Raw genomic sequence first — 24,642 nt, forward strand, 5'->3', positions numbered from 1 at the left:
GGATGCTCCCGATGAACAATCTTCCCATCGACGTGCTGCTCACCCAGCCCGTGCCAGAGGCCATCGACGCCGAATTGCTGAGCGCCTACCAGGTGCACCGCTTGTATGAGCACGATGATCCGCAGCGCCTGCTCGACGCCGTCGGCCCACGCATCCGCGCGGTGGTCACCGGTGGCGCGAAAGGGCTTGGCAACGCGCTGATGGACCAGCTGCCCGCCCTGGAAATCATCGCCATCAGCGGTATCGGCACCGACGCCGTGGACCTGGTCCATGCCGCCGAACGCGGCATTCAGGTCACCACCACGCCCGGCGTGCTCACCGCCGATGTCGCTGACTTGGCCATGGGCCTGATCATCAGCACCTTGCGCCGGCTCGGCGAGGGCGAGCGGCTGGTGCGCGAGGGTTTGTGGGGGACGGTCAACCTGCCCCTGGCGCGCAAGGTCAGTGGCAGCGCATTGGGGATCGTCGGGCTGGGCGCAGTGGGCAAGGCCATCGCGCGGCGTGCCGCCGCCTTCGACATGCGCATCGCCTATCACGCTCGCCACGAACAACCGGCGAGCGGCTACCGCTACGAGGCCGATCTGCTGGCGCTGGCGCGCTCGGTGGATGTGCTGGTGGTCGCCGCCTCCGCCGATGGCGGCCAGGTGCTGATCACGGCCGACGTGCTCGATGCCCTTGGCCCGCAGGGCTACCTGATCAACGTGGCGCGGGGCAAGCTGGTCGATGAGCAGGCGCTGGTCGAGGCGCTGCGGGAACGGCGCATCGCCGGCGCCGGGCTGGATGTGTTCGTCGATGAACCCTACGTACCGCCGGCCTTGCGCGACCTGAACCAGGTTAGCCTGCAACCCCATCGCGGCAGCGCCACCCTGCAGACCCGCCTGGAGATGGGGCGCATGGTGCTGGACAACCTTGCGGCCTGTTTTCGCGGTGACGCACCGCCCAATCGGGTGATCGACCTGTAGGGCCCGTGCGCGGGCACAGGTAGCACCAGGCCCTGCGGGCCACACCTTCTCTGTACAAGAACAATCGCTTCCAACGAGAAGCAAGAGGGTCCTATGAATAGCAAATCCGCCGTCGCCGCATCCCCGGTCGTGGCCGGGGTCGGTCGCCATCGCTTCCTGGTCCTGGCGCTGATCTTCGTCATCACCGTGATCAACTACGCCGACCGTGCCACCTTGTCGATCACCGGCACCGAAGTGCTCAAGGACCTGGGCCTGGACCCGGTGATGCTGGGCATGATCTTCTCGGCCTTCGCCTGGGCCTACGCCCTCGGCCAGGTGCCCGGCGGCTGGTTGCTGGACCGCTTCGGGGCGCGCCGGGTCTACGGCATCAGCCTGATCCTCTGGTCGCTGTTCACCTTGCTGCAGGGCACGGTTGGCTGGATGGGCCTGGCCGGAGCGTCGGCAGCGGTGGCGCTGTTCTCCATGCGCTTCATGCTCGGGCTGGTGGAGTCGCCGGCGTTTCCGGCCAACTCGCGCATCGTCAGTTGCTGGTTCCCGACCCGCGAGCGCGGCACGGCTTCGGCGCTGTTCAACTCGGCGCAGTACATGGCAGTGGTGGTGTTCGCCCCATTGATGGCGTGGATGACCCACACCTTGAGCTGGGAGCAGGTATTCGTCTGGATGGGCGTGCTGGGCCTGCTGTTGAGCGTGGTGTGGTTCCGCCTGTACCACGAACCGCACAGCGCCCCCGGCCTGAGCCGGGAAGAGCTCGACTACATGCGCGAAGGCGGCGCCCTGGTCGACCTCGAGCAAGCGCGCAAGAGCGCCACGAGCAAGCCGACCCGCGCCGAAGTGCTGCAACTGTTCACCAGCCGCAACCTGTGGGCGGTGTACCTGGGGCAGTACTGCATCACCGCGCTCACCTATTTCTTCATCACCTGGTTCCCGATCTACCTGATCAAGGGCCGCGGCATGACCATCATGGAGGCCGGCTGGGTGGCCGCACTGCCGGCGATCTGCGGCTTCACCGGTGGCATACTCGGCGGCTTCGTCTCCGATTACCTGATCCGCCGGGGCGTGCATCCCTCCAAGGCGCGCAAGACACCCTTCGTCATCGGCATGGCGCTGTCCACCAGCCTGGTGCTGGCCAACTATGTCGACAGCAACGCCGCGGTGATCGCCATGATGACCCTGGCCTTCTTCGGCAAGGGCCTGGCAGCGGTAGGCTGGGCGGTGCTGTCGGATGTCGCGCCAAAGAAAATGGTCGGCCTGTGCGGCGGGGTGTTCAACGGCATCGGCAACGTCGCCGGCATCGTCACGCCGCTGGTGATCGGCTACGTGGTGGCCAGTACCGGCTCGTTCAACAACGCATTGTGGTTCGTGGCCGCCCATGGCGTGCTGGGGATCTTCGCTTACCTGTTGCTGGCCAGGCGCTTCGAGCGGACTGGGCAGGCGTAGGCAGACGCCTGAGCGACAGCGGCCCCGGGAGACCGGGGCTTTTTTGTGCCCGATGATGACTGCCCAGACACACATTCAAATGAAAAACGAAAGCTCCAGACGGACCCGTGGCGCGATCGGACATGCCATTCGCGACATCTGGCGTTTCTGGAAAAGCCCTGTCGTGATCGAACAGTTCCGAGGCGTTCTCGTGTAATTTCCCACAGCCTCGCGGGGCTTAAATGAACCCCGAACCGCACCGGCATCTTGCTCTGTGACGTGTGCCAAAGATCAACAACAGCACACCGGCAACCTGTCGACTTATTGATTTCAAAGGAGATATTTTTCGCCTACGCCTGCCCGTCCTTCCTTGTGTCAGCAAAAAGAGAACAAGATCAATGAACACCGTGGGATCTGATGGCAACCTTGCACAAGGTTTCAAGCCACGTCATGTAACGATGCTGTCCATTGCGGGCATCATCGGTGCCGGACTTTTCGTAGGCTCCGGGCACGCCATTGCGGCGGCCGGGCCAGCCACCATACTTTCATACTTCGTGGCCGGGACCTTGGTGGTACTGGTCATGCGCATGCTCGGCGAAATGGCCGTCGCGCACCCGGACACTGGATCGTTCTCTACCTACGCTGACCAGGCCATCGGCCGCTGGGCTGGCTATACCATCGGCTGGTTGTACTGGTGGTTCTGGGTGTTGGTGATCCCGATCGAGGCACTGGCTGCCGGGCATGTGCTCAACGCCTGGTTCCCGGATATCCCGAGCTGGATCTTCGCCCTGGCCTCGGTGCTGTTGCTGGCGGGGACCAACCTGTTCAGCGTGGCCAAGTACGGCGAGTTCGAGTTCTGGTTCGCCATCCTCAAGGTCACGGCGATTCTCGGCTTCATCGGCCTGGGTTTCGCCGCGCTGATGGGCTGGTTGCCCAACCGCGAAGTGAGCGGCCTGAGCGGGCTGATCGCCGAGCACGGCGGGTTCGCCCCCAACGGTTGGTCGGCGGTGATCGGCGCGTTCATCACGGTGATGTTCAGCTTCATCGGCACCGAGGCGGTGACCATCGCCGCGTCGGAATCCAGCGACCCGTCGCGCAACATCGCCAAGGCCACGCGTTCGGTGATCTGGCGGATCAGCACTTTCTATATCCTGTCGATCTTCGTGATCATCTCGGTGGTGCCGTGGAACGACCCGCAGCTGGCGGTGGTGGGTTCGTACCAACGGGCACTGGAAATCATGAACATTCCCAACGCTGCGTTCATGGTCGACCTGGTGGTGCTGGTGGCGGTGACCAGCTGCATGAACTCGTCGATCTACATCGCCTCGCGGATGATGTACTCGCTGGCCAAGCGTGGTGATGCGCCGGCGCTGCTGAAGCACACGTCCAAGGTCGGCGTGCCGCGCGCGGCGGTGTTCGGCAGCACGCTGATCGGCGCGGCCATCGCGGTGCTCAACTACTTCGCGCCCAAAGGCGTGTTCGAGTTCCTGCTGGCCAGCTCCGGCGCCATCGCGCTGCTGGTGTACATGGTCATCGCCATCTCGCAACTGCGCATGCGGCGCCGCCTGGAGCGCGAGAACACCGAACTGAAGTTCCGCATGTGGCTGTTCCCGTACCTGACCTGGGCGGTGATCATCTTCATTGCAGGCGCGTTGGCGGTGATGATGTATACGCCTGAGCACCGCGCCGAAGTGAGCTCGACCTTGGGCTTGGCGATCGTTATTTCCTTCCTCGGCATCGTCACCTCGCGAGGGCATGCGCAGGCGGTGGGTGTGCGTACGGTGGGGTGAGGGGGGCATTTTTGCGCCTGTGAGATTTAGCGCCGCTTGCGCGGCGCATCGCGAGCTGCGCTCGCTCCTACGGTTGGTGCCGTGACCGCCCAGCGCCTCGTAGGAGCGAGCATAGCTCGCGATGCGCCGCTCAAGCTGACCTGGGCAGTGATCATCTTCATTGGCAGTGATGATGTATACGCCTGAGCACCGCGCCGAAGTGAGCTCGACCTTGGGCTTGGCGATCGTTATTTCCTTCCTCGGTATCGTCACCTCGCGAGGGCATGCGCAGGCGGTGGGGGCGCGTACGGTGGGGTGAGGGGGGCATTTTGCGCTTGTGAAATTGAGCGCCGCTTGCGCGGCATCGCGAGCTGCGCTCGCTCCTACGGTTGGTGCCGTGGGCGCCCAGCCCCCGTAGGAGCGAGCATAGCTCGCGATGCGCCGCTCAAGCTGACCTGGGCAGTGATCATCTTCATTGGCAGTGATGATGTATACGCCTGAGCACCGCGCCGAAGTGAGCTGGACCTTGGGCTTGGCGATCGTTATTTCCTTTCTCGGTATCGTCACCTCGCGAGGGCATGCGCAGGCGGTGGGGGCGCGTACGGTGGGGTGAGGGGGGCATTTTTGCGCCTGTGAGAGTGAGCGCCGCTTGCGCGGCGCATCGCGAGCTGCGCTCGCTCCTACGGTTGGTGCCGTGAGCGCCCAGCCCCCGTAGGAGCGAGCATAGCTCGCGATGCGCCGCTCAAGCTGACCTGGGCAGTGATCATCTTCATTGGCAGTGATGATGTATACGCCTGAGCACCGCGCCGAAGTGAGCTCGACCTTGGGCTTGGCGATCGTTATTTCCTTCCTCGGTATCGTCACCTCGCGAGGGCATGCGCAGGCGGTGGGTGTGCGTACGGTGGGGTGAGGGGGGCATTTTGCGCTTGTGAAATTGAGCGCCGCTCGCGCGGCATCGCGAGCTGCGCTCGCTCCTACGGTTGGTGCCGTGAGCGCGCAGAATCCTGGCGGTGATGATGTATACGCCTGAGCACCGCGCCGAAGTGAGCTCGACCTTGGGCTTGGCGATCGTTATTTCCTCCTTCGGTAGCGTTACCTCGCGAGGGCATGCGCAGGCGGTGGGTGTGCGTACGGTGGGGTGAGGGGGGCATTTTTGCGCCTGTGAGAGTGAGCGCCGCTTGCGCGGCATCGCGAGCTGCGCTCGCTCCTACGGTTGGTGCCGTGACCGCCCAGCCCCCCCCGTAGGAGCGAGCATAGCTCGCGATGCGCCGCGCAAGCGGCGCTCGATTCACGCATCCCCCCACACCCGCAGCCCCGCCAATGGCCTAATGCGACTATCTTTCTGTGCAATGACAACTAAATGAATGCGAAGATGTCATTCTTTGCAGGCCAGCGATCACAGGGGGATGCTGGCCTCAACGCACAGGAGCGAAAGGCACATGGCAGCACTGCACGGCAGCACGTTGGATGGCATGAAGACCCACCAGGCACAGCTGCTCAATGAGTGGACCACGAGCCTGCAAGCCAGCGGTGCCACGCGCAACATCAAGGAACAAACCGTCAATCAGGAAACCCAGGCGTTTCTGCAACTGCTGATCGACGGCCTGCAAGCAAACGCGGGCAGCGACATCGCCGCGCCGGCCTGGGACGACACTCGACGCTTCCTGGAAAAGCTCTCCACCAGCCGTGCCCAACTGGGCCACGACTCGCACCAGACGGTGAACTTCATCCTGGCGCTCAAGGGGCCATTGTTCAAGTTGCTCCAGGCCCACTACCGCGATGAACCCGAGCGCCTGGCCGAACAGCTGTGGGTGGTTTCCGAGCTGCTCGACAGCATGGGCATGCACACCATCCGTATCTACCAACGCACCCGCGAGGCGGTGATCAAGCGTCAGCAGGAAGAGCTGCTGGAGCTGTCCACCCCGGTGGTCAAGCTGTGGGATGGCGTGCTGGCATTGCCACTGATCGGCACCCTCGATTCGCAGCGCAGCCAGACCGTGATGGAGTCGCTGCTGCAACGCATCGTCGACACCGGCTCGGAAATCGCCATCATCGACATCACCGGCGTGCCCACCGTCGATACCCTGGTGGCGCAACACCTGCTCAAGACCGTCACGGCGATCCGCCTGATGGGCGCCGACTGCATCATCAGCGGCGTGCGCCCGCAGATCGCGCAGACCATCGTGCACCTGGGCCTGGACCTGGGCACGCTGACCACCAAGGCCAACCTCGCCGACGCGCTGAAGTTGGCCCTTTCGCGTCTGGGTGTCACCCTCACTGAGCGGGTATAAAGCATGGAACGCATTCCGATCCTGCAAATGGGCGAATTTCTGCTGGTCACCATTCAGGTCGACATGCATGACCAATTGGCCATGCGCCTGCAGGACGACCTGACCGACCGTATCAGCTACACCTCGGCGCGCGGGGTGTTGATCGACATCTCGGCGCTGGACATGGTCGATTCCTTCATCGGCCGCATGATCGCCGACATCGCCAGCCTGTCGCGCCTCATGGATGCCCAGGTGATGCTGGTCGGCATGCAGCCGGCGGTGGCCATCACCCTGGTCGAACTGGGCCTGACCTTGCCCGGCGTGAGCACTGCACTGAACGTGGAACGGGGCATGCAGCGGCTCAGCCAGATCGTGAGGCGCGCATGATCGTCAAGGACAGCGGCAGCCTGCCGGTTCGCATCGAGCAGGATGTGGTGCTCGCGCGCCAGCTGGCACGCAAGCTGGCAGGCGAGTGCGGCATGCGCCTGGTCGACCTGACCAAGCTGGTCACCGCCGTCAGCGAGCTGGCGCGCAACACCGTGGTCTATGGCGGTGGCGGCGACATGGATTGGGAGGTGCTCGACGATATCGGCCGCCTCGGCCTGCGCCTGGTGTTCCGCGATGAAGGCCCAGGCATTCCCGACCTCAAGCTGGCGCTGACCGACGGTTGGACCTCGGGCAGTGGCATGGGCCTGGGCCTGACCGGCGCGCGCCGTCTGGTGCATGAATTCGAGCTGGACACCGTGCCTGGCGAGGGCACGCGGGTGACGATCACGCGATGGGCATGACCATTCTGGCCAGTCGCACGCTGGTGTTGCCGCTCGAGGAAGCCAGCCAGGTCGGCCACGCCCGGCGCACTGCGCACAGGCTTGCCGAACAGCAAGGTTTCGACGCCGAAGATGCCGGCCGCGTGGCGCTGTTGGCCACCGAGCTGTGCAGCAACGTGCTCAAGCACGCCCAGCGCGGCGAGTTGCACCTGCGTGCGGTGCCGGGCGCCAGTGGCGGCGGTATCGAGCTGCTGGCAGTGGACCGCGCCCAAGGCTTCGACACCGGCACCTGCATGACCGATGGCTTTTCCACCGGCGGCACCCAAGGCATCGGCCTGGGCGCCATCGCGCGCCTGGCCCAGGTGTTCGATGTGCACACCGATGAGCGTGGCTCGGTGATCCTCGCGCGCCTGTACCGGCGCAAGGGCGAGCACACCGACCTGCGCATTGGCGTCAGCCATCACGCCCTGCACGATGACCCTGCCTGTGGCGATACCTGGCAGGTGGCGATCGACGGCAACTGCCTGAGCGCCCTGGTGATCGATGGCCTCGGCCACGGCCCGGAAGCCGAGGCGGCAGCGCAGGCGGGTGCCCAGGCCTTCGGCGCTGCCCCGTTCATCGACCCGACGTTGCTGCTCGAGCGCATGCACCAGGCCATGAACGGCACGCGCGGCGGGGCGGTGGCCATCGCCCAGCACAATGCCGACAGCCAGCGCCTGGTGTTTCTCGGCATCGGCAACATCGGCACGAACCTGGTCGATGGCGTCAAGGCCCGTGGCCTGGCCTCGCACCCGGGCATCGTCGGCAGCCAGTATCGCAAGGCCCAGGCCTTCGACTACGCTCAGGTGAATGGCAATTTGCTGATCATGTACAGCGACGGCCTGCAGTCGCGCTGGAAACTCGAAGACTACCCAGGCCTGGTGCATCGCCACCCGGCCGTCATTGCGACCGTCCTGCACCGCGACTTCTGCCGTGGGCGGGACGACGTGACGGTGCTGGTGGTCGACCTGGAGCCCATTGATGGTTGAACCCTTACCTGACCAGGCGGCCCTGCTGGACCGCTTGCAGGCCGAAAACGATGCACTGCGCGCCGAACTGGACGAGACCAACCAAGGCGTGCTGGCGCTGTATGCCGAGCTGGACATCCAGGCTGAGCAACTGCGCCAGGCCTCGGACCTGAAAAGCCGCTTTCTGTCGTACATGAGCCACGAATTTCGCACCCCGTTGGGCTCGATCCTGAGCATCACCGGGTTGCTGTCCGACGAGCTGGACGGCCCCTTGTCGGCTGAACAGCACCGCCAGGTCGCGTTCATCAGCACCGCCACCCGCGAGCTGTCGGACATGGTCGACGACCTGCTCGACCTGGCCAAGATCGAAGCCGGGCGCATCACCATTTCCCCGGCCTGGTTCGACATGTTCGACCTGTTCTCGGCGTTGCGCGGCATGTTCCGGCCGATCGTCGACGCCAGCGCCGTGGACCTGATCTTCGAAGAGCCGGTGGGCTTGCCCCGGCTGTATACCGACGACAAGAAGCTTGCGCAGATACTGCGCAACTTCATCTCCAATGCGGTCAAGTTCACCTCCCGTGGCGAGGTCAGGGTGTCTGCGCAGCTGCAAGGCGAGGACATGATCCGCTTCGCCGTCAGCGACACGGGCATCGGTATCCCCGGTGAGTTGCTCAACACCCTGTTCGAGGACTTCGCCCAGGTCGATTCGCCCTTGCAGAAACGTCTACGCGGCACCGGCCTCGGCCTGTCGCTGTGCAAGCGCTTCGCCATGCTGCTGGGCGGTGAAGTCGGGGTCACCAGCGAGCCAGGGATCGGTTCATGCTTTCATGTAACCATTCCGCTGGCCCTGGCCCAGGAGAACCTCGATGAAACCTGATGTGCGCCTGCTGATCGTCGACGACAACGCAGCGACTCGCTACGCCTTGCGCCGACGCTTGGGCGTGCATGGCTATGAGGTGCTCGAAGCCGGCACCGGCGGCGAAGGCCTGGCGCTGATCCGCGAGCAGCAGATCGACGCGTTGATCCTCGATGTCAACCTGCCTGACATGAGCGGTTTCGACATCGTCCGGCTGCTGCGCCAGGATACCCGCACCGCCTTGCTGCCGGTGATCCACGTATCGGCAGCATCGATCCAGAGCGGCGACATCATCACCGGCCTCAACGCCGGCGCCGACGCCTACCTGATCCACCCGGTGGACCCGGACGTGCTGCTCGCCACCCTGCGCACCTTGATGCGCGTGCGCGACAGCGAGCGCGCCCTGCGCGAGAGCGAGGCGCGCTTCCAGGAGATTTTCCGTGGCGTCTCGGCGCCGATCGCCGTGCTCGACGCCGAGCTCAAGGTGCACGAGTGCAACCACGCGTTCGCCCACCTGGTGCAAGACAACCGCGACCCGTTGCAACTGCGCGAGTGCTTCGCCGACGGCCAGGCCCTGGCCCTGGAAGAGCTGCGCCAGCACCTGCGCGCCGGCAAACGCTGGCGCGGCAACCTGGGCATGCGCCTGCACGGCGAGCCGCGCGAGACTGAATGGCAGTTGTCGCCGTATCGCACCCCGGGCCTGTGCCTGGTGTTCGTCGAAGACATCACCGAGCACCGCCACCGCGAGCGCTCGCACCTGGCGCGCCTGGACGACGCCACCACCCAGCTGGCCAAGGAAGTCGCCCAGCGCGCCCGCACCGAAGCGCAACTGCTGCAACTGCAGAAGATGGACGCCCTGGGCAGCCTGACCGGCGGCATCGCCCACGACTTCAACAACCTGCTGACTGGCGTGATCACCAGCCTCGAGCTGATCCGCAAGCGCGTTGCCGAAGGCCGCACGGAAAAGGTCCCGCGCTACGTGGATGCCGCCCTGAGCTCCGCCAGCAGCGCCGCCGTGCTCACGCAACGCCTGCTGGCCTTCGCCCGCCAGCAACCGCTGGACACCCGCCCGGTCGACGTCAACCAGCGCGTTGCTTCGCTCGAAGAATTGCTGACCCGCACCATCGGCGAACGCATCACCCTCAGCCTCGACCTGTCGCAGCAGCCGGTCACCGCCTTGGTCGACCCGGTGCAACTGGAAAGCGCCGTGCTCAACCTGGTGATCAACGCCCGCGACGCCCTGCCCAAGGGCGGTCGCATCTGGGTCACCACCGCCACCGCCCAGGTGCACGGCGACCCCAACCTCAGCGATGGCACCTACGTGGCCGTCAGCGTGCGCGACAACGGCAGCGGCATCGAGCCCGAGCTGCTGGACAAGGTCTTCGACCCCTTCTTCACCACCAAGCCCCTGGGCCAGGGCACCGGCCTGGGCCTGTCGACCATCTATGGCTTCGCCCGCCAGTCCGGCGGCCACGTGGTGCTGCGCAGCGTGCTCGGCGAAGGCACCGAAGTGACCCTGATGCTGCCCGCCACCCAGGACCCGGCGATGATCGCCGAGCCTGAGGTGCAGGCGGACGTGCAGGGCAATGGCGAGCACGTGCTGATCGTCGAAGACATGGCCTCGGTGCGCGTGTCCGTCGCCGAAGCCCTGACCGATGCCGGCTACCGCTGCTCGCTGGCCTCGACCATCGATGAAGCGCTGGACCTACTGCGCCAGGATCCGGGGCCTGACCTGCTGCTGACCGATGTGGGCTTGCCGACCTTGAGCGGGCGCGAGTTGGCGGACATGGCGCGGATCTTTCGACCGGGGTTGCCGGTGCTGTTCATGACCGGGTATGCCGATGCGGCGATGGATCGGCAGGCGTTCCTTGGGGTGGGGATGGATATGCTGGTGAAGCCGTTTCGGTTGGGGGAGTTGCTGGAGAAGGTGCGGCGTGGGGTGGGGGCGGGGAGTGGTGGGGCGTAACAGGCTTGCCCCTGTCCACGCCCTCTTTCATTAGCTCGCACCAGGCCCATCAACGAGCAGCAGTTGGGCGCCTGACTTCTCAAGATTCACGATGCATCTCAATCTGAAAAGGCTTTCCAAACGGATCGGTAGCCTGGAGTACGACCGCATCAGCTGCCACGGACTCCAGCTTGTATTCGTCGGACATGCCGCTAGGCATCGCGTCACTCAATCCCGGCAGAGGCTTGCCGGTGATTTTCTCGACCAGCAGCGGATCAATCGCGACTCCAGACAGCTCGAGGCTCTTCGGCGTCGAATTGATGGTTTGCAGCGTGATCGACATCCGCTCGCTGTCTGCAGTCCAACTGCCAGCGCCGACGATGTTGTAGATGAACGTATACGGCTGCTGTTTGACACTGCCTTCGACGGTGATGACACCAGAGACGTTGTATCTGCCTTCGTGGAAAACGTTGGTAAGGCCTTTGAAATGCACGGTCCCGTCGGTGATGGGATAGGCGTAGTCACTGTTCCAGCGCCCTACGAGCTCAGGGTTGAAGGGGGTGATCGGATTGAACAGGAAGTACAACGCTGCGATACCGGCCACGCTACTCAAGAACGATGCCAATGAAGCGAAGATCTTCAATGCCGGTGAAAGCTGTTTGAATCGCTCGAAAATACTCATGAACATCTCGCTGCTAGACATGATCGATTGATAACTCAGGTGCAGGTTGGGCGGCGCTTTTCTGCAATGACTCGCACACGTGCACATTCAACCGCACAAAGGTGTCCCAGCTCATCCGCTGGGCGTAATTGAGCTGATACTGCCGGTCGACCCGGCAGATCTCTGGGCGTGTCGCGTAGATCAGGCACTGTTTGCCGGCATCATCGTAATGCCGGCAAGCGCCGTCCCCGCGATCCAGGTAACGCGTCTGCTGCGCCAAGTGCACATTGCGGCAACACTGCCCACACTGGGTGCAAGGGAACGGCGTAGGCGTCATACCAGCGACGCCAGCCAGTTTCGCGTGCTCGCAGTGTTACCCACTTCGAATGGCAGATCGATACCGCGGGCCGTCACGGTCTGCTGCAGGATGGCGCTGCGTTGGATCTCGTCATTGCACGCAGCGAGCTCCTCGGTGAACGCCTGCAACTCCACCACGTCGAGGTTGAACTCCAGCCGGCTCAGCTCCATCAGGTAACGGTCCAGCTCGGCGTTGATCGCCTGGAATTCCTGAACGCTGCCGGCATGGGGCGTGAGCGACTCGATGAAGGCCCAGAGCTTGTGCGCCATGGCGCTGTGCAGCAGGAAGTAGTTGAGGCCCAGGGTCACCACCCCGGTGACCAGGGCACCGGCGAATGCCGCCAGCTCGGTGCCGAACGGGAAGCTCAGGAGCGGCACCAGCTGCGTATAGGCCATGGTGCCCACTACCGTCGCGGCGCCGACCGACAGCAGCGAGGTGACCGCCTGGCACTGTTCGACGAAACTCAATTGGTCGGGGTTGAAGACCATCACCTTGACGGCCTTGACCAATTGCCCCCATAGCTCGCGAATGATCTTGATCGCCATTGCCTGGGTGGTGGCGAAGATGTTGAACACGGTGGTGGTCAGGCTACCCAGCACCCCGGCAAACACACCGTCCTTGAACGCCACCAGAAAATCCTTGAATCGCGCCTGCACGCGCTTCCAGATGCCGTCGAGCGTCTTGCTGATGCTGTCGACGAACGCATCCAGGCTGAAGCGCTGCTTGAGCTTGTCCAGCAACGCGGGCAGTTGCTCACGCAGCTCGAACCACACTTCGGCCATCACCAGGCCGAGCATTTGCCGCGTACCCATGGCCAGGCCTGCGGCGCCCGAAGCGCGGGCAGTCTGGTGCAGAAACTTGCTGCTGGTGTAGTACGCCGCGTTGATCTGCTGGTCGTAGGGTGCCCTGGCCTCGGCATCGCGCTTGCGCATGCCATCTGGGTCTACCGCCTTGAGCTCCTTGATCTTGCTCTCGGTCTTGCGGATCTTGTCTTCCAGCGCCCGCGCTTCGTGCTGCTGCTGTGGGGTTTCCCTCGGCATGCTGCTAAGGCGCGTGCGGTCGCCGGCTAGAGACTTTTCGTGGTTGCTGATCAAGCCCGGTAGCTTGTTCAGATACGCATCGATGGGTGTTTGCTTCTTTGACTTGTTGACCGTCTCGTGAGTGGTCTGCAGGTTGCTGCTCTGATTGGCCAGCTCCACCCCATCGAGCCCGGCGAGGATGCGCCCGGCATCGCCGTGGATTTCCTTGGCGCTGATCACATGATCGAGGTTGCGCTGCTCATGCGCAGGCATGACGGTGTTGCGATACGGGTCGACCAACGTACCCGCTGCCTGGCTGGCCTTATCGCGCTTGCCGGTGGCGACGTAGTTGGCGTGGCTGTGATAGGCCGCCGAGTCGTAGTGGGCAGTTTCTTTTTCGAAATGCTGGCGCTCGGCCTCCGTCGCCCATACCCCGTTGCGCACGTTGTGGATGGTGTCCACCTCGCCGCCCTGTTTATCCTTGAACAGCAAGAAGTCCAGGCCGAAGCTGGTGGTGAGGCTGGTGATGACGGTTTTCTCGAGCTCTTCGGCCCAGGGGAAATCTCGCGCGGCGGCGTGCATGGAGGCGTCCTTGGCAAATGTGGGAGGGGCGCAGCGGGGCCGGGCAGCCCCGCCGTGCAATCAGGCAGGCTCGACGTGTGCCGCCTTGTTCTGGGTCAGGGTGATCTGTGCCTGCAGCTTGTCGTCGTTGAGAATCATCGAGCCGTCGGCGTCGGTGGCCATGACCGGCACGTCGTTGGCGTCCTTCACGACGTTGCCGTTGACTTCCTTGACCTTGAACAGCGGCGTGGTGATCAGGTCGACAAGGATGGCCGCCAAGGTGAAACCGTTGTTGATCGCGCGCAGGATGTTCTCGCTCATGCTGGCCATTTCTGCCTGCGGGTCGAGCTTGCGCGAGCGGATGTCTTCGATGCGCCGAGCCGCGTACTTGAGGTGTTCGAAGTACTTGTCGAACTGCCCGTAGACGGACTTCAGCACATCGTTGATATCGAAGGCGTAGTCTTCAGCCTTGCTCAACTGCTTCTGCGCCTTGCGCAACTTGCTGATCGCGCTGTCCACTTCCCGGTCGGCCTTGTTGGCGTTTTTCAGCGCTTCATCACCGTGGCTGTCGTAGGCCCAGCCCGCAATCGCCAGCACTGGCCCTGCCACGGCAGCACCCAGAATCGCCGTGCCGCCGGCCATGCCCAGACCACCGGTGGCCAGCGAGCCACCGCCAATCGCCGCCAGCGTCGCATTGGTCGCCGCGACCCCGGCCAGCGACGAGATCGCCGTGCCGGTCGATGCCGCACCCAGCGCCATCACGCCACCGTACACCGCAAACCCTGCCGCAGCGCCCGCAATACCGGCCCCTGCCGTGGCGCCCAGCACGCCAACGGCGGTGTAGCTATAGCTCTCGATGCTCTGCAGCTTGTGCTTGGGAATGTTGATTTTCAGCTTGTCCTGGCGGTCTGCGTTGAGCTTTTCCAGCAACGCGTTGGCCAGGGTCTTGAACTCATCGAATTTCTTGCCGATTTCCAGCTCTTCCCGACCCAGCGCCTCAAGTGCGGCATTGGTGGCTTTTTCCTGCACATCGAAGGCGTCTTTCTTCTCGGCATAACGCGCTTTGGCGGCGTTGACGATGTCGTCGGCTTCGGAGTGCTTTTGGTAGCCGTCGTAGCCTTTCTTGGCACCGTAGGCAGCACTCACCAGCGCCGCAGCGCCGAGGATCAGGGGAAGTGGCATGGCAATGTCCTTTTGATTGTGAAGGTCAGGCAGGTTGCAGTTGCGGGGTTGTGTACGTGTTCTGGTAAAGCGCATGCATCGAACGAATCCGCTCGCGCACTTCATCCACCCAGACGTCCGGGGCATGCAGGCGAATGTTGTCGTTCAGCGCAAAAATCCACCAAAGCGTCTCGCGGTCCAGCGGCACGACGGCGTGCAGGCGATGCCAGCCTTCCAGCGAAACGCCGCTCAACGTCTGCTGTTCGCTGAGCGGCGTCTCCTTGAGCAGCGCCGCGATCTGCGGACGCACATCCGCGATCAACTCCACCTGGCCATCGGCCTCGCGGAAGCTGAAAACGCCGCTGGCGATATAGGCATCCACATCGAAGCTTTCATGCGCATGCGCCGCCTCATCCAGCAGACGCACCTCGGCCATGCGGTGCAAGGCGAACTGGCGTAGATCGCCATAGCCCTCCACCGACGCCAGCAGATAGCTCACCGCATGGCGCGACACCAGCCCAGCCGGGTGCAGACGGAACTGCTTGAGCCCGCCCTTGCTGCGGCTGTGATAACTGACCAGCAGCTGCTTGCGCTCCAACAGCCCGGCCGAAACCTGCGCCCAGGTGTCTGCGCCCACCGGCGCCGGCAGCAAGGCTTTGCCATTGGGCAGCGAGCGCACCCGCCTGGCCCAGTCCGCCAGGCCATTGCCGCCCAGACCGTAGAGGTAGTTGCGAGCGCGGCGGAATTGCGGGCCCAGCTGGTCCAGCACGCTTTGCGGCAGGATTGGGCTCAGGTGGCCTTCGGAGAGGAACAACGCCAAGGCCGTGGGCGCGTCCATGTCTTCCAGCCGCAGCGGCGCTTCGCGGGTGAAGCTCCAGCGGAACGGCATTTCGCTGTCATCGCACTGCAGCGAGAACGGGATCGACAACCGGCTCAGGTCGCGCTGGATGGAACGCAGGGTCACCGAGAAGCCCCTGTCACGGAGCTTTTCCAGCAGCGTGGGCGTCGCGATCCGATGCGGTTCGGTGGGGATCAGCCGGAGCAAGGCGAAGAGCCTTAGCAACGTGTCCTTGGCTTGGGACATTTCAACTTCCTGTCATTTGTCACAACTGGGCGCCAAGAGAATGGCGTCAAGATGGGGTGGATCGTACTTAAATGGATGGCGTTGTGCTATCAAATATTTCGGGCGCCGGTGTTGGGTGTGGGGGTTCATTGGGTTGGCTCTTGGGGCGTGGGCCTATGGTGGGGGACGGGGGCGACAGTTTGTGTCGCGTGGGGGGCGGGGGGTTGGCAGTGGTGGGCTAGGAAGTGGGATAGGCGGGCTTTGAGAGTCTCTTTGTGTGTAGCGGCGCGGCGGGGCGGGGATGGGGTTTGGCAGTTGGGGCAGTGGGTGAACCAGTGGAGGTCTGGGGTTAGGACTTCGGTTGGGGGGAGGATGGTTTTTTTCCAGGGGCAGTTGGGGCAGGTTAGGGTGTAGGGGAGGGGGGTGGTTGGCATGGGAGAGATATTCGAGTGGGGGAGGTGGTGCGAGGATGTGGTTGGGGGGCGACAGGGCTTGTCGTCGCGAGAGCCGGGGTAATCTGAACAGATTGTTTAATATATTGATTTTAATAAATAATATCGGTTGATTTTTTTCGTTGGAATGCCATTTGGAATGCCGATAGGATTTGCTTGGCGCCTTGGGCGTCCTGATGTGGTGCTATTAGTCGCTGCTGATCGAAAACTGATCCAGGTGGTACGAGCTGATCCACCCGCAGTACAGCGGCCTTACCGTCGTCGAAGTCTTGGAACTGGAGCGCGTCGGAATGATGCCGATGCCAACGCCTTTCGACAGCTATGTAGAGGGCACGGTTCGTGTTTCCAGCACATCCCTGATCAACTTGGCTCGCAATCGCTATTCAGTACCCTGCGATTGTGCTGGAAAGTGGGTCAGCAGTTGGCTCTATCCCCCTCGGATCGTCGTTATTGCCGATGATGGTGTGATTGTCAGCCATGAGCGACTGTTTGATCGAGATCAGGTCAGCTACGACTGGTCTCCGAGCGGGTCGCTCAGTCGTCAGGCGCCCGCTGCGTTTTGCAGCAGGCGCTTGAAGCCAGTCAGTTCAATTTCTTGAATTCTGCGTCGATGGCTTCGGCCTCAACGCGCCAGGCTTGGAAGCGCTGTTGACGTAAACGGCTTTCATCCACATTGGTCTGCAGCTCTTGTCGACGTGTGTTGAGCAGCAAGTAGTCGGGGAAGAACTGCTCTTTGAAGCGTTCGGAGTTGACCAGGTCAAGGAAGTCCTGACGCTGCTTCTCGAAATTACTGACTATTTCAACGACAGTCTTCTTGAACGCTTCTTCGCGTTTGTATTGTTCCCAGCTATCCCAGGCTTCAAGCGCTACCCCGATAAAGGCCAGTGCTCCGTTTGCTCCTTTGGCAAACTTCACGGCGCCCCATGGCTTGAACTTCAGGTACTTGCCGATATCCATGCCCACCGTCTTGGCAATCGTCGTCAGGCCATCGCGCGCGGCCAGTACCGTGGTGTTGTTTATCAAGTTGCCTTTGAGCACATGGTTGATGCCTTGTTTGCCCAGCGCCTTGACGGTGGTATTGAAGTGGTTGACCTCACTGTCGAAGCCAACCTGCATTTTCTCGACCTCAAGCGTGATCGACTGGGTTTGACGGCTGAACTCGTTCTGCAGGCGAGTGGACACGATAATGCCTTCTGCGCCAATTTCTCGCTCGAAAAAGTCACCGAAGGTTTCCAGGCTGGAACCCTTGGCTTGAAGGATCAGGTCAGAGAAGTAGCGTGTGGCAAAGTTGCGTAGGTTGATGCGTGCATCTTCGATTTGCTGCCCAGTCACTGCCAGCTGTTTGACCAGACGCGTGTTGAGCTCGTCAAGCCGGCCAACCTCCTGTGCAACCTTCTCATCGTTCTCGATGGCAACAGGCAGTTGGTTGTTGAGCACGTCACGGATCACGCTGGCGCGCATTTCGTTGGCCAGCGCGACGCTGCCTCCGTTCTGCTGGATCTTGCCTGTGGTAGCCGTCTGCAAGGTTTCGATATGCGACAACTCTTTGAATTGCTCGAGGTTGGCCAGCCAGTGTTCGACACCCAGGTCGAAGGGGTTGGCGGCGACGGCGACGATGGACAGCTCGGTCGCCTCCTTGTCAGTCAGTCCGATCTGTTCACGAAGTCGACCTACCACGTTGTCGCGTTTGACCTGCAGGTTGGACTGGTAGTCCTGCTCGTCCTCTACATCGGCCACCTCATCGAAGCGGCTGAGGACGAACACTGTGCGGGGCAGTAGGCCCAGAGTGCGGAACAACCAGGTCAGGTCATCCTTGTGGCTTTCCTTGATAGGGTTGGTCGAGTTCATCACGTAAAGCACCAGGTGCGATTCGCTCACGTACTTCTTGGTAATGTCCTTGTACTTTTCGAGGCTGTGCGTTTCGGCATTTTCCTGCTCCTTGAAGCCGAACAACCCAGGGGTGTCGATCAGCACGAAGTCTTCGCCGACCTCGTAGACTTTCACCTCATTGGAGGACTCCTGATGGCTAATCTTCATGCTGGTCTTATCCAGCTTCTCCATCCAGGCCGCCGCGATAGAGGTCTTGCCTTCGGAAAAGCCTCCAATCAGAGCGACCTTGAGTTTTTCACCAGACATACCACTGATGACATTCTGCAGCTTGCCGATCAACGCAGGATCAATCGGTATTCCGGCCTGTGCGCCTTGCCCGAGAAACTCTTGCAGCCTGTCGAGCAATGTCAGTGCGCTCGCCTGTTGGGCCTTGAACGTCTTGAGGGTGTTTTCCATTACAGGTTTCCTGCGATTTCGATTTGGCGGGAGAGGATTTTCAGGCGGTTGGTCGAGCGAGTCAGCGTGTTCACCTGGTTTGCAGCCTGTTTGGCAGGTGCTTCCAGTGCGTGGTCGAGTTGCTCGATCGTTTCCTGCATATCGTTTAGGGCAGCGTCCAGGCTTGCGTGTAGTGTTTCGCGCAGTTGCTCGGTAGCGCTGCGCAGATTCTTATCAAGGGCCAGACGTTGTTGGGACTTTTTGTAGTCCGAGCTGAGCGCGCTAAAAATGGCTTTACCGACCGAGACGAGTGCGGCAACTACCGAGGCGCCGACGAACCAGAGACTGGCCCCGCCAGTAAATGGTGCCGCAGCGATCCCCGCAAGACTGGCCAGTAGCCCGATCACGTTGATGCCGTTATCGATTTTTATGTTGAGGTTGAAATGCTCGTTGAAGCGCATGCTGCCCAGCTTTGCATAGCTTGCAGTCAGTTCCTGAGCATGTTTTTCGAAGCGTTTGAGAATATCTTCGGCCGCCTTCTGGAATTTGCCGACTTCTGCGTTCACAGCCACCGGTAGCTGCTTGCCCAGCAGTTTTTGCTGGGTTTCAAGCTCCTCGGCCAAGGTGCTTTTGAACGCGTCGTTGCTGATATCTGCTTCGATTTGTTTGTAGACACTGTTGCGCACGGTGCTGGCGAAGTCATCGATCAAAGTCTCGCCGCAGGCTTCCAGCCGTTTTTTCAGCGCTTGGTAGCTACTGCTCAGCTGACTTTTGGCACTTTGCTCTTCTTGAGAGAGCTTTCTCGACAGGGCGCTCAGGGTTTGTTGCACGCCTGAAAGTGTCGTGGTGGTCTGGTTGAGCGCATCATTGGCCTTGTTGAAGTTGGCCCGGACGATCTTGGCTTTGCCGTTGAGGATCAACCGGTCACCCAGCAACTGCAGGAAGGCACGCAGGCGGGACTTTTCCAGCAACTCGTCGGCGCCGAAGTCCTCAAGCGCTTTGATGCGACGTTTGGCATTCTGCGAGCCTGGCGCAAGATGGTCGGTGGAGGCGAGGAATGCCGGCAGCGCGCTTAGTGGAAACACCTCCTGATAGTGTTTGCCAAGCTGCTCGCCCATCTTCTCGTTCAGCCCAGCAAGGCTGATGCTTTCGTCATCGGAAACCAGCGGTCTGTTGCCCAAAGAATGCCTGGGGCTGGTGATCTTCTTGTTGAAAATGGCCCAGACTTCGGTTTGCGCCCCCAGGTGCTGCTTGATCTTCTCCAGTGTGCCTTGGTGTTGCCCATCGCCCGTTTGAGGCGGTGCTGGCTGGTTAGTGACATAGAACACTGCATGAGCCGTCTGCACTGCACGTTCTATCTGCTCGAGTACCAGGCCTTCCTTGCCCTCGATACCTGGTACATCCAGCAGTGCGAATGGCTGGCCGTCTAGCTCGAACTCGTAGCGCTGTGTCTCTCGGGTATAGTCGGCACGGCCGTCACCGATGATTTCACCATCGGCATGCAGCTGTAGCTGTCCAACCAGGTCTGCCAGCTGGCTCTCACTTTCCAGGCGCTGCTGAACGAGCGTCTGTTGCTGTTGGGCTGCCTGTGCCTGTTGGGCGGCAAGTGCCGCACTGGCGTCGTCGCGCGCCACAGTTACCGAATCCAGTTGCCACTCTAGCGCAAGGCGTTCTTGGCGGGTCTTCTGTTGTTCGGCGTTTAGGATAGCTGCGGCGTTGTCGCGTGCCTGAGTGGTCTCGGCCAGTGAGGCGGTGACCTTGTTCAGCTCGATTTCTTCGGGCATCTTCCTGAACAGACTCAAGAGCTTCTGCCAGAGAGAGGCGGTGCTTTTGCGTGTGGCGAGAAGCGCATGCAGCCTGGTAACGGCCGCGAGGGCATCCTTATGCGCCTGCTCGTGTTGTTCGAACTCCGTCCCAAGTTGTTGATGCAATTCGCTGGATCGGGCATCAGCTTGGTCGAGTGCGCTCTGGGCTTCACTGAAGGGTTGTTCGAACTGCCGCATTGTGGCACTCAGTTGCTGCGTCAGTTCGTCAAGTTGCGCTTCGGTTTGCTTGATGTCCTGTTGCAGCTGGTGCAGTTTTTCTTCGGTCATCCCATACTGCTCGCGCAACTTGCGGAATGCTTGCTGGCTGGCCCGCTTGCCGGGCTCTTGTAGCAGAATGCGCAAGGTTTCGATCAGGGTCGACTTGCCCGCGCCGGTCTCTCCGTAGAATGCAATGGTGAATGTGTTCCACTCGGCGTTCTTCTCAAGTTCGGCGAGCCGCTCGTAAAGGGCTGTGCGATGTTCGTTGAGGCGCTGGAGCGCCTCTTCTCGGGCCTGGTTCAAGGCCTCGTCTTCCGAAGGGTGTCGCAGTTCAGCAATGATCAGTGCCAGTTCATCATTGATTTGCTGGTAAACGTCACGTGGGCTGTTCAGTTCGAGTTTCATCGTGTTTGCTTTGGCGGGTTGTTTGGGCGCGCGGGTTGGCTTTTTTTCTGGAGCGGATGATTGAGTGGGCTCTGGGGAGGGCGGTAAGCACGCTTTGAAGCGTGATTTGGTCAGTACTTCGGGCAGCCGCTCCCAGTAATCGGTGTGGCCGAAGTCATTCATCTCGATGCTCTCGAAGTGCTCGGCTTCGTTACGCCCTAGGCAAGATTCACCCACGTTCAGCAGCAGGGTCTTGTCTGCCTTCGAATAGGCATTGATCAATCGGCCCTGAAGTGCGCCGCGCATTTTGCGTGCCTCGATAGCGGTGACCTCGACGGCTGCCGCCATCAGCAGTACATCGTTGATGATCAACTGTTGCCTGCTCGAAAAACTTTTCAGACTGCTGATGACCAGTCGGCCGCCGAGCGAGTGGCCGATCAGGTTGATGGTCTTGATCTGTGGATGGTGGCTGTTCAGGTAGTCCTGAAGTTGGTCGAGTAATACCGTACCCATGCTTTCCGCGCGTGCGCGAGCCTGAGTGAAGTTACCCAACCGGTCTCGGGCGAGAGTGCCCACAAGTCCTAGAGAACCCATGGGCGCGCCGATGAACGTGGCTCCGGCACCTAGACCAGCTGAACCAATTTTCCAGAGCGAAGATTTGTCGAACCGGAAGATATGATTCGAAGGCCAGAACGCGAAAATGTTGGTGTAGTGCTTTAGCTGCTCGGGGATCTTGTCGAGAAGAAGCTGCTTGTCCTCATCGCTATGCCCGGCGCTGTAGCCGTGGATGAAGATGTTAGCTTCTGTGGCGCTGGAGCCGGCGGGCAGTGCACTCTGGAAACGGAATGGTTGAGGCATGAAGGCTTCCTATCTACGGCCATGCTGCTTTTCGAGCAGCATTTGTGGAGAGCGGTAGTACGGGATGGCTGGAGTCAGGTGCGGCAGGGGCAGGTGCTTGGGAGGGGGTTCCCTAGGGATGAGCATCGCTACTTCCTTGTTGTCTTGAGCCGGGCGGTGGTTGTTGACCTTATTTCTGTGGCGAATTTACCTTGTTTTAATGGCTGTTTGCCATGGTTACCGGACTTGCCCGGAAGGAGAGAAATGTTGGGGAAGGGAGCCTTAGCGAGGTTGTTGCATGCACTTCGGGCTGAAGGGGGGACGACTGGGTAGGGTAAGTCGAGCGCCGGGGTTAATCTGAACAGATAGAGTAAGCTAGTGATTTTACAAGTACTGAATAGGTAGTTTTTGGGGATGCCATTTGGAATACCGATAGGATTTGCTTGGTACCCTGGGGCGTCTTGATGTGGTGCTTTTGCTATATCGTTCCTTTACCACTTACCTGGAGATCGGCCTGGCTGATGCGCGCAGTGAGCGGGGTTTGATCTGGATCCTGTCGAATGACGTCTTCCGGCGGTCGAGTTGCTACGTGAGCTGCCCACCTGTATGTAGGGCGTCGGCTGCTATTTCCTAACTATCGCAAGCCGAACGAGTGCATGACAGCAACGACATTGAGTCGAACACCCGAAGGCATTGAATGGTAAGGACCACATCGGCTTTTCAGCCCATGGCATTCGCGTCAGCGCCTGGACCATGCTCAACTAGATGGGATCTCTCTCGGACGTGATCGAGGGTGAATTGGCGCATGCCGAGAGAAGCAAAAAATCCGGACAAGTTATAATCAGGCTGGATATCTCGCCGAGTTTCGTCAGGTGATGCAGTCTTAGGCTTACATGGCCGACGCTATGGTCATGAATGATAAAGCGTGATTGATGTCTTCGTTTTTGGTTGTATAAGGATGTCCTTGGTGGTTGATCACTCATTTTCTAGCAGGAAATTGGCTTTCGCTCGACTGTAATGAGCTAGTCATGCGATTAGTATGACCTTTCTTGACGCTTACGAATATATGCGATGGGTCAGTCGTCACCCTGAAGGCACCCACCTTGCGAGGCATAAAGAATTTGTATTTTCTATTAGCTGCTACCTCGGAATGTTTCTGTCGGTCCGAACGCTCAGGTGTTGGGGGTATCTTGACTGAAATGGCCAATCAATGAAGAGCAGGCTCGGAAAACTTTGATCGAGGTTTAGCTTTTAAGTGTTTTCTTGTCGTCTATATGAAGATAGACCTTGAGGGTTTTGAAATTACTAAAAAAATGGATCTGACTAGTGCTGCTAAACTGGCGGAGCTTCCTTCAAGACTACCTAAAGTGATAGCGCAGCATCTCCCGTAATAGACTTGACGGAATACTTCTGAGAACTTGGTTATGGCAGGGGTGCTTTCCCAGTATGGGTGTGATTTGGTACCAGTGGTCAGGCTAGGGAAGTCCGTAAGAAGGTGGTGGATGATATGCTAAAGATTGGTCTTGGTGCTTCTCCAAGTCGTATCTTCAGAAGTAGGAAGCATCGGGCTGGCAAGTGAATTTTATTGAAAATTACCGGTGTAATTACAGTGCTGTGCCGAAATAAAAAACGATCACAGGATAACTATAAAACGGATATAAAATGCTGAGCGCAGGGCGCGCCTATCGTCCTGGTTATTGATGATTTTTCGGTTGCAAAACTGGTCGGGTGATTTCTATGATCTCTTCATTGCTCCTGCTCCTGCTCAAGGTAATGGGTTATTGGTTGTATCTGTCTTTCGTGTGTTCGTATGGCGTCTCTTTTGATGATTGTATTTGATTTCAAGAGTGTTGATTTTTTCTTTCTGAAAAGTTTTTCGATCTGGTCCTTTTGTGGGGTTGGGAGACTTTCTGGGGAAGGGGTTAGTGTTTCAATTTGAAGCGTTAATTTGCAGCTTTCGGTTAGGGCTTCGCTTAGTTTTTCAGTGAGAGTGACAGCTGCTACTTGATAACTGTCGAGTTGTTTGCGGTGGGACTTGTTTAATTCGTTGAGTTGGTCGCGGTATTGGCTTTTTACTTCAAGTCCATTTTTAATTAACCATTCCAGTGTTTCAGTTATGTTGCTGCGTCTTGATTTGGCTAAATTTTCCAGGCATTTTTTTGCTGAAGTCGAAAGTATGAAGTTGCTGGGCTTTTTCCCATTTAGGCTTTCTCTCAGTTTCTTTTGGCGCCAGGCGCCTTTCATTTTTCTTAAAAGCTCTCGTATTTCACTGCTTTCAGGCCATTTCTCAGATTCCCTTATAAGCCCGTCGTAGGTGGTTTGCTCGGGAATATTTGCTCTGTGGTTGTTTAGGTATCGGATGGCCCACTTCAGCATGTTTGGGTTGTCTTTTTCTATCCATCCAAGTCTGTTTTGTGCTTTTTTCAATGAATCCCTCGCTAATGCGTTTATTAGAACTAAAGGTTATATAGAATGATTTTTAATGTTGCGTTACGGAGTGACGTTACGTAGTAGCGTAGTCTATTTTTTATGCTCTTGAAACAGGGTGTTATTCTGCGATTTAATAGCTGCCTTCCTGAAAAGGTGAGGGTGGGTGATGCACTGCGTTCTGTTGGGGATGGAATTGGCTGGGATCAGCCCTGAGACGAAGCTTGTCCTTGTAAGGTTCGTGCAGCTGTACGGGCTGTGGGAGTCGATCACAATCGGGGTTAAGGAGTTAGCCAAGGCCTCAGGTGCTACGGATCGTGTGGTAACTAGCGCTCTGTCTGAATTGGTGGCCGAAGATCTTTTGATACGCACACCTATCGTCTGCGGGCGGGGACGCCCCAAGAGTGGGTATCGGGCGTCAAGTAAGTTGTCTAGGTT

Annotated in this window: 17 protein-coding genes and 4 pseudogenes; 13 read left to right on the plus strand and 8 right to left on the minus strand. The window is 60.1% G+C overall.

What is annotated here, in order from left to right:
- Positions 1 to 11: 11 nt before the first annotated feature.
- From FS665_RS16550 to FS665_RS16605, 12 genes and pseudogenes are all read left to right on the plus strand, one after another.
- Positions 12 to 962 carry a 2-hydroxyacid dehydrogenase gene (locus FS665_RS16550; protein ID WP_145190642.1) on the plus strand — a complete coding sequence of 317 codons (951 nt, stop codon included), beginning with the start codon at positions 12 to 14 and terminating at the stop codon, positions 960 to 962.
- Between the two features lie 93 nt (positions 963 to 1,055).
- Positions 1,056 to 2,399, plus strand: a complete 1,344-nt coding sequence (locus FS665_RS16555; protein ID WP_145190645.1) for an MFS transporter — start codon at positions 1,056 to 1,058, stop codon at positions 2,397 to 2,399.
- A gap of 377 nt (positions 2,400 to 2,776) precedes the next feature.
- Complete coding sequence (gene gabP / locus FS665_RS16560; protein ID WP_145190647.1) at positions 2,777 to 4,168, plus strand: GABA permease; 1,392 nt, start codon at positions 2,777 to 2,779, stop codon at positions 4,166 to 4,168.
- Between the two features lie 135 nt (positions 4,169 to 4,303).
- Positions 4,304 to 4,466, plus strand: a pseudogene (locus tag FS665_RS16565) (GABA permease); the annotation flags it as partial.
- Positions 4,467 to 4,597: 131 nt separating this feature from the next.
- Positions 4,598 to 4,760: pseudogene (locus FS665_RS16570) on the plus strand (GABA permease); the annotation flags it as partial.
- A gap of 134 nt (positions 4,761 to 4,894) precedes the next feature.
- Positions 4,895 to 5,057 (plus strand): annotated as a pseudogene (locus tag FS665_RS16575) (GABA permease); the annotation flags it as partial.
- A 529-nt stretch (positions 5,058 to 5,586) separates the two neighbouring features.
- The gene (locus tag FS665_RS16580) at positions 5,587 to 6,438 is read left to right on the plus strand and encodes an STAS domain-containing protein (RefSeq protein WP_145190650.1); all 852 of its coding nucleotides are present in this window, start codon (positions 5,587 to 5,589) and stop codon (positions 6,436 to 6,438) included.
- Positions 6,439 to 6,441: 3 nt separating this feature from the next.
- Positions 6,442 to 6,804 carry an STAS domain-containing protein gene (locus tag FS665_RS16585; protein ID WP_145190653.1) on the plus strand — a complete coding sequence of 121 codons (363 nt, stop codon included), beginning with the start codon at positions 6,442 to 6,444 and terminating at the stop codon, positions 6,802 to 6,804.
- Positions 6,801 to 7,205: an anti-sigma regulatory factor gene (locus FS665_RS16590; RefSeq protein WP_145190656.1), complete on the plus strand. Its 405-nt coding sequence runs from the start codon at positions 6,801 to 6,803 to the stop codon at positions 7,203 to 7,205. The genes FS665_RS16585 and FS665_RS16590 overlap by 4 nt, the downstream gene beginning before the upstream one ends.
- Complete coding sequence (locus FS665_RS16595) at positions 7,202 to 8,212, plus strand: ATP-binding protein (RefSeq protein WP_145190883.1); 1,011 nt, start codon at positions 7,202 to 7,204, stop codon at positions 8,210 to 8,212. The genes FS665_RS16590 and FS665_RS16595 overlap by 4 nt, the downstream gene beginning before the upstream one ends.
- Positions 8,205 to 9,068 (plus strand): sensor histidine kinase KdpD, encoded by an 864-nt coding sequence (locus tag FS665_RS16600; RefSeq protein ID WP_145190660.1) that lies wholly within the window; start codon positions 8,205 to 8,207, stop codon positions 9,066 to 9,068. Before FS665_RS16595 ends, FS665_RS16600 begins: the two co-directional genes overlap by 8 nt.
- Complete coding sequence (locus FS665_RS16605) at positions 9,058 to 11,013, plus strand: response regulator (protein ID WP_145190663.1); 1,956 nt, start codon at positions 9,058 to 9,060, stop codon at positions 11,011 to 11,013. The genes FS665_RS16600 and FS665_RS16605 overlap by 11 nt, the downstream gene beginning before the upstream one ends.
- Positions 11,014 to 11,092: 79 nt before the next feature.
- Here the strand turns inward: FS665_RS16605 and FS665_RS16610 are convergent, their stop codons facing one another.
- From FS665_RS16610 to FS665_RS16630, 5 genes are read right to left on the minus strand one after another with little or no spacing between them, the layout of a single operon-like run.
- Entirely contained in the window at positions 11,093 to 11,674 is a 582-nt protein-coding gene (locus FS665_RS16610) for a hypothetical protein (RefSeq protein ID WP_145190666.1), read from the minus strand.
- Positions 11,675 to 11,687: 13 nt separating this feature from the next.
- A complete protein-coding gene (locus tag FS665_RS16615; protein ID WP_145190669.1) occupies positions 11,688 to 11,990 on the minus strand; it encodes a YkgJ family cysteine cluster protein in 303 nt (100 codons plus the stop codon).
- Positions 11,987 to 13,612, minus strand: coding sequence for a hypothetical protein (locus FS665_RS16620; RefSeq protein ID WP_145190672.1), 1,626 nt, complete (start codon positions 13,610 to 13,612; stop codon positions 11,987 to 11,989). The genes FS665_RS16615 and FS665_RS16620 overlap by 4 nt, the downstream gene beginning before the upstream one ends.
- Before the next feature lie 60 nt (positions 13,613 to 13,672).
- Entirely contained in the window at positions 13,673 to 14,773 is a 1,101-nt protein-coding gene (locus FS665_RS16625; RefSeq protein ID WP_145190675.1) for a chemotaxis protein, read from the minus strand.
- 25 nt (positions 14,774 to 14,798) lie between these two features.
- Positions 14,799 to 15,836 (minus strand): YafY family protein, encoded by a 1,038-nt coding sequence (locus FS665_RS16630; RefSeq protein ID WP_145190678.1) that lies wholly within the window; start codon positions 15,834 to 15,836, stop codon positions 14,799 to 14,801.
- A gap of 649 nt (positions 15,837 to 16,485) precedes the next feature.
- On the opposite strand from FS665_RS16630, the pseudogene FS665_RS16640 reads away from it, so the two are divergent.
- Positions 16,486 to 16,824 (plus strand): annotated as a pseudogene (locus FS665_RS16640) (IS21 family transposase); the annotation flags it as partial.
- A gap of 25 nt (positions 16,825 to 16,849) precedes the next feature.
- Here FS665_RS16640 and FS665_RS16645 read toward each other — a convergent pair.
- The 3 genes from FS665_RS16645 to FS665_RS16655 all read right to left on the minus strand — a co-directional run bounded on the left by FS665_RS16645 (position 16,850) and on the right by FS665_RS16655 (position 24,204).
- Positions 16,850 to 18,553: a LeoA/HP0731 family dynamin-like GTPase gene (locus FS665_RS16645; RefSeq protein ID WP_145190681.1), complete on the minus strand. Its 1,704-nt coding sequence runs from the start codon at positions 18,551 to 18,553 to the stop codon at positions 16,850 to 16,852.
- On the minus strand, positions 18,553 to 21,798 hold the full coding sequence (locus FS665_RS16650) for a DUF726 domain-containing protein (RefSeq protein WP_034100798.1): 3,246 nt from the start codon (positions 21,796 to 21,798) through the stop codon (positions 18,553 to 18,555). The genes FS665_RS16645 and FS665_RS16650 overlap by 1 nt, the downstream gene beginning before the upstream one ends.
- 1,725 nt (positions 21,799 to 23,523) lie before the next feature.
- Entirely contained in the window at positions 23,524 to 24,204 is a 681-nt protein-coding gene (locus FS665_RS16655) for a hypothetical protein (RefSeq protein WP_124084221.1), read from the minus strand.
- Positions 24,205 to 24,642 lie beyond the last annotated feature (438 nt).

Origin of the sequence: Pseudomonas sp. URMO17WK12:I11, assembly GCF_007677725.1 — a bacterium.
GTDB lineage: Bacteria > Pseudomonadota > Gammaproteobacteria > Pseudomonadales > Pseudomonadaceae > Aquipseudomonas.

Excerpts from the sequence above, each read along its gene's own strand:
- FS665_RS16550 (WP_145190642.1), top strand. The coding sequence starts at position 12 with ATGAACAATCTTCCCATCGACGTGCTGCTCACCCAGCCCGTGCCAGAG.
- FS665_RS16555 (WP_145190645.1), top strand. The coding sequence starts at position 1,056 with ATGAATAGCAAATCCGCCGTCGCCGCATCCCCGGTCGTGGCCGGGGTC.
- gabP (WP_145190647.1), top strand. The coding sequence starts at position 2,777 with ATGAACACCGTGGGATCTGATGGCAACCTTGCACAAGGTTTCAAGCCA.
- FS665_RS16580 (WP_145190650.1), top strand. The coding sequence starts at position 5,587 with ATGGCAGCACTGCACGGCAGCACGTTGGATGGCATGAAGACCCACCAG.
- FS665_RS16585 (WP_145190653.1), top strand. The coding sequence starts at position 6,442 with ATGGAACGCATTCCGATCCTGCAAATGGGCGAATTTCTGCTGGTCACC.
- FS665_RS16590 (WP_145190656.1), top strand. The coding sequence starts at position 6,801 with ATGATCGTCAAGGACAGCGGCAGCCTGCCGGTTCGCATCGAGCAGGAT.
- FS665_RS16595 (WP_145190883.1), top strand. The coding sequence starts at position 7,202 with ATGACCATTCTGGCCAGTCGCACGCTGGTGTTGCCGCTCGAGGAAGCC.
- FS665_RS16600 (WP_145190660.1), top strand. The coding sequence starts at position 8,205 with ATGGTTGAACCCTTACCTGACCAGGCGGCCCTGCTGGACCGCTTGCAG.
- FS665_RS16605 (WP_145190663.1), top strand. The coding sequence starts at position 9,058 with ATGAAACCTGATGTGCGCCTGCTGATCGTCGACGACAACGCAGCGACT.
- FS665_RS16610 (WP_145190666.1), bottom strand. The coding sequence starts at position 11,674 with ATGAGTATTTTCGAGCGATTCAAACAGCTTTCACCGGCATTGAAGATC.
- FS665_RS16615 (WP_145190669.1), bottom strand. The coding sequence starts at position 11,990 with ATGACGCCTACGCCGTTCCCTTGCACCCAGTGTGGGCAGTGTTGCCGC.
- FS665_RS16620 (WP_145190672.1), bottom strand. The coding sequence starts at position 13,612 with ATGCACGCCGCCGCGCGAGATTTCCCCTGGGCCGAAGAGCTCGAGAAA.
- FS665_RS16625 (WP_145190675.1), bottom strand. The coding sequence starts at position 14,773 with ATGCCACTTCCCCTGATCCTCGGCGCTGCGGCGCTGGTGAGTGCTGCC.
- FS665_RS16630 (WP_145190678.1), bottom strand. The coding sequence starts at position 15,836 with ATGTCCCAAGCCAAGGACACGTTGCTAAGGCTCTTCGCCTTGCTCCGG.
- FS665_RS16645 (WP_145190681.1), bottom strand. The coding sequence starts at position 18,553 with ATGGAAAACACCCTCAAGACGTTCAAGGCCCAACAGGCGAGCGCACTG.
- FS665_RS16650 (WP_034100798.1), bottom strand. The coding sequence starts at position 21,798 with ATGCCTCAACCATTCCGTTTCCAGAGTGCACTGCCCGCCGGCTCCAGC.